The organism is Streptomyces sp. NPDC058459 (assembly GCF_042721685.1).
Lineage (GTDB): Bacteria > Actinomycetota > Actinomycetes > Streptomycetales > Streptomycetaceae > Streptomyces.
The window spans coordinates 1-3718 of sequence record NZ_JBHXLV010000345.1; the positions used below are offsets into that span (position 1 = coordinate 1).

Sequence of the window (3718 nt, forward strand, 5' to 3'; positions counted from 1 at the left end):
CTCGCCCCAGACGGCGCTTTCCATAGCGGCGATGCGCTGAAGGTCTGATCTGGCGGTGACACGGCGGAGGGTCACGCCTTTGGGCAGGACGGGGTCGGCGGCCAGGTCGGCGGACTGCCCGACGAGTACGGTCTCGCTGTCCTCGGCGACGAAGCCGGCCGCCGTGAGTCGGTCGGTGAGGTCGGCGGGAAGATCATGGGCGCGAGTCTTCCATTCGACGGCCTCACCACGGGCAGCGTAGAAGTCACGCTGCCGCGCTATGAGCGTGTCGAGTTCTGCCCCGCACATGCCAAGGTCGCGTGGGCCCGTGACGAAGCCACGATGCCACCCGACGACACGGGTCAACGGGCCGTCCTTTTCGATGTGAGCGTTGCCGCCAGGCGGGGTGACACCACGGAGTTGGGCGTCGTACGCGGTGCGGAGTTCGTTGATCAGAGTGTCCTTCACCCGAACACCGTATGGACCGGGTCAAGTGATTAAACGCCGGTCGAAACCGCGCGAACACCAGTGCTGCACTCTCTCACTGCCGCTACCTGCCTCGCCGGCCAGCCGCCCTGCGGGTGGCCGGCCAGCTCCACGTTCGCACCCACACAGTGCCGTCATTTCTCATCCACATTCCAGAGCCAGTTGATCACCAACTGCCTCCGGAGACCGTCGACAAACGCTGTCCTTGGAGATCAACGAAGCCAGTCGGCCTCGTAGCGGGCCAAGCGCCTGCGCAGATCGAGATTCTCACCCTGCGCGATTTCCAGTGCCCTTCGGAGTGCGGCTACCCCCTCGCGGTGAGTCTGCTGCTGCAGCGTGAGGCGAGCGCTCAGCGCTCTCACCGCGGCCGATGTCGAGGAGTCACCTGGAGGACTTACAGGCGCTGCTGAAGCCAATCCACTCTTGACGCGGTGTCGCTCGATCTGGCTGCGCAGTTCCGGATCCCGGTAGAGAAAGTCGGTGCTCACCCCGGCCTGGCGGGCCACAGCGGTGAAGCTGATGGGCTTGCCTGCCTTGGCCAGCTCGGCGAGGGCGGCACGGGCCCGCTTCCCGGCTTCCTGCGTTCGGGCGCGAGTGGCCTGGCGAAGGTGCTCGGGCAGCGGCGTCATTTGGTCGGCTCCTGTTGGTGTGCGGTGGGCAGCGGTCCGGGCCGGTCGGCCGCGCCTGCCCCGCGAACCGCCCGCAATTGTCCATCCTCGTGGACACTGACCTGGTCCAGGGCGACGAGGACCTTCGTCAGGGCGCTGGTTTCGGCGAGGCGGCCGGCGAGCCAGATGTTGTCCTCGCCCATCGGCTCGCCGTGGCGGGCGGTGAACTGGGCCTGGCGACGGCCGATCAGTGCTTCGGTCTGGGTGAGTTGGTGCTGGAGTTCGTCGCGGTGGCCGGCGTCGGTGACGAACTTGTCGCAGGTGAGGCAGGCGTTGCCCTTGGAGCAGACTTGCCTGGGCGGGAGCATGCACCAACCGTTGGGCAGGACTCGGTCGGCGCGCTGGTCGAGGTGGAGGAGGTCGTAGAGGTCGCTCGGGTTCACCTCGGCGGTCCGGCCGTCGGCCGTGACCTTCTTGTAGCGGAGGAACTCGCGCTCGGCCGTCACTGCCAGGGTCTTGGCGTAGTGCATGGTCATGGCCGGGGTGACGTGCCCCAGGTAGCGCATGACGACGTGGATCGGGACTCCGGCGTTGATCAGGTCGGTCGCCCGTGTGTGCCGGAAGGTGTGTGTCTTGGAGATCTTGACGGGGCGGCCGACGCTGTCGGTGATCGCCAGAGTCTTGGTCAGCGCGCCAAGTCGGCTGTGGAAGGTCGCCGACGCGTAGGGCCTTTTGCCGAGCAGGTTGTTCTTGGTCTGCAAGAAGAGGTAGCGCGGGTCCGTTCCCGATGGGGCGCCGTGGGCGGTGATGAACTCACGGGCCCACTCCTGCTGGAGTCGGATGATGTCGACGATCTCCTGGTCCACCGGGATCGTCGGCGGGTCCCCGCCAGTGATCTTCGTCTGCTGATAGGCGAGCCGGGCCACGAAGCCGTCCGGTTCCTTGTCCTGCTGCTTGTTCGTGGTCAGGAGCGGCAGCAGCGGTTCGAAGTCCATCATCAGGACCTCGTTCATGCGTCGGCCGGTCCGAATCAACAGCATGAGCGCATGGAATGCCTGCCGGTCGTCGAGTCCGCCTTCGGACTTGGGAGCCGCAAGCACTCCGGAGCCTACGGCAATCTTGCTGATCACCTCGTCCTCCAGCGCTATGTCGTCCGGAGGCTGATTGGTGAGCCGCGGCTTGTCCTCCAGCCGGAACAGCACAGAGTGATGCGCGTCCAGCGCGTCCCAACGTCGGTCACCGAGCACCGTGACGGCCTCGGCACGGTTGTCGTACATCCAGCGATAGAACGCCTCGATGGTCACCAGCGTGCTGCGGCGGCTGTTCTTGGAGAGCCGAGCGCCCGTGTTCGGGCCGGTCATCGTGATGTGACTGTTGAGGGAGTCCACGAATCCGCGCAACCAGGTCCGGAGCTGATCCGGGGAGTCGACGAGCTGAGGACCGGAGCAGCCAACCTGGTCGATGTACCACTGGAACCACTTCAGGTGGTCGAGGCGACTCTTCACCGACGACCACACGTACCGCTCTGTCAACAGCTGCACCGACAGCCACCATTTCGCAGCCTCCCGGAACCAGTCCGTCGTGAGCTGGCTGAAGTTGGCCACGGACCGACCCCAGGGCTCGTGCTCGCGTTGCGGGATGCGCCGGTCCAGACTGGGGTTCCACACGTCCAGCCGCCACCACTCACCGTCGTGGTAGCCGTGGGCCAGGCGGTCCTGGAGATGCTTGACGCTGTTCAGCACGTGCGTGCCGAGCCTCGCGTTCCGCGACGCGTCGGTCCGCATGACCGCACGCTGCACTTCGCGCGCCCATTCCTCGTGGGAGAGCGCCATCAGTGACCTCGCGGACCGTGCCAGCGGTCCTCCGTGCTCGATCGCAAGGACCAGGCCCCGCCTGAGTTCCTGGAACCGCCCTGCGGTGATGGCGTATCCCTCGGCAACTTGCTGATGGACGCACCAGGCCAGTTCCCAGATCATGGGCTCGGGCAGACCCCGGAAGCTGATCGCCTGGGAATACCAGCCCTTCTCCCGGTCGATGGTCTGCTTGGTGAAAGCTCTGCCGTAGTCCTCCGGCATGTTGGCCGAGTCGAAATGGTCCTGCCGGTGTTCCTCCGGCAGGCTCTCCCACAGTCGCCTCGCTTTCCCCTCGCTGAAGAGCCGGGCTACGGACAGGCGCGGATCTCGCTTGTCCTGCCGCTTACGCTCCGGAGTACGCGGCGACGGAACGGCCGCCGTATCGGCTACCGGATGGACGATCGGCTCAGCTTTCATGACGGCTTCCCCAGGCTTGCGTGATCTTCTGCCAGTCCGCACACGCGCGCAGCTCGGCGTCCTCGGTCACATGGGCGTACGTGTTGATCGTGGTCTGGATGTCGGCGTGGCCGAGCCTCCGGCTGACCACGTGCATGGGCACACCCGACAGCAGCAGGGCTGTGGCGTGGGTGTGCCGGTACCAGTGCGGTGTCATGTCCGGCGGCAGGCCGGGGACGTGCTGCTTCCTCGCGGCCAGGTGCTTGTAGACGCTCTCCGCCCGCAGCGGGGCGAACCGGCGCCCGCGGTGCAGGTTGCAGAAGATGTACGCGTCGTCCCAGTCGGCCAGTTCGACATCGGCGCCGGCCTCGCACAGGGTCCAGACCCAGTCGCCGT

At 66.4% G+C, this 3718-nt stretch carries 3 protein-coding genes and 1 pseudogene; all 4 read right to left on the reverse strand.

What is annotated here, in order from left to right:
- Positions 1-447 (reverse strand): annotated as a pseudogene (locus ACFWN1_RS32245) (GNAT family N-acetyltransferase); the annotation flags it as partial.
- Between the two features lie 230 nt (positions 448-677).
- Positions 678-1094, reverse strand: coding sequence for a DUF6262 family protein (locus ACFWN1_RS32250; RefSeq protein WP_384369973.1), 417 nt, complete (start codon positions 1092-1094; stop codon positions 678-680).
- Positions 1091-3343 (reverse strand): tyrosine-type recombinase/integrase, encoded by a 2253-nt coding sequence (locus ACFWN1_RS32255; protein WP_384369976.1) that lies wholly within the window; start codon positions 3341-3343, stop codon positions 1091-1093. Before ACFWN1_RS32255 ends, ACFWN1_RS32250 begins: the two co-directional genes overlap by 4 nt.
- On the reverse strand, positions 3333-3718 hold a 386-nt coding region (locus ACFWN1_RS32260), incomplete at its 5' end, for a tyrosine-type recombinase/integrase (protein WP_384369979.1). The genes ACFWN1_RS32260 and ACFWN1_RS32255, both read right to left, overlap by 11 nt.

What these genes read in the sequence shown, in the direction of transcription:
- ACFWN1_RS32250 (WP_384369973.1), bottom strand. Translation starts at nt 1,094, where the DNA reads ATGACGCCGCTGCCCGAGCACCTTCGCCAGGCCACTCGCGCCCGAACG.
- ACFWN1_RS32255 (WP_384369976.1), bottom strand. Translation starts at nt 3,343, where the DNA reads ATGAAAGCTGAGCCGATCGTCCATCCGGTAGCCGATACGGCGGCCGTT.